This window comes from Blautia sp. An81 (assembly GCF_002161285.1).
Classification (GTDB): Bacteria; Bacillota; Clostridia; order Lachnospirales; family Lachnospiraceae; genus Blautia; species Blautia ornithocaccae.
In genome coordinates, this window is sequence record NZ_NFHH01000081.1 from 1 (window position 1) to 551 (window position 551).

A 551-nucleotide genomic window follows, 5' to 3' on the forward strand; every position below is an offset into this window, starting at 1 on the left:
TCGGTTTACGGTACGGGTACAGTATGAACAATAGCGGCTTTTCTCGACGCATGGCTCACATACTTCGCTACTTCAGTTCGCTCCGCATCACGCCTTCGGATTGATATGCGGTTTTTCCTACACATCTCCTACCTCGCTTGCCCGCGGCTTTCCATTCCGCGGCTATGCTCTCCACACGTGTCCCCACAGTTCTGTCATACTGCAGTACAGGAATCTCAACCTGTTGTCCATCGACTACGTCTTTCGACCTCGCCTTAGGCCCCGACTTACCCAGGGCAGATCAGCTTTACCCTGGAAACCTTGGATATTCGGCCATGAGGATTCCCACCTCATTCTCGCTACTCATTCCGGCATTCTCTCTTCCATAAAGTCCACAGCTCCTTCCGGTACTGCTTCTTCCCTTATGCAATGCTCCTCTACCAATCTTAAAAAGATTCCTCAGCTTCGGTGTCGTGTTTCAGCCCCGGACATTTTCGGCGCAGGACCTCTCGACCAGTGAGCTATTACGCACTCTTTGAATGCATGGCTGCTTCTGAGCCAACATCCTGGTT

General features: G+C 51.7%; 1 rRNA gene. It reads right to left on the reverse strand.

What is annotated here, in order from left to right:
• A 23S ribosomal RNA gene (locus B5G33_RS20945) occupies nucleotides 1-551 on the reverse strand; the annotation flags it as partial.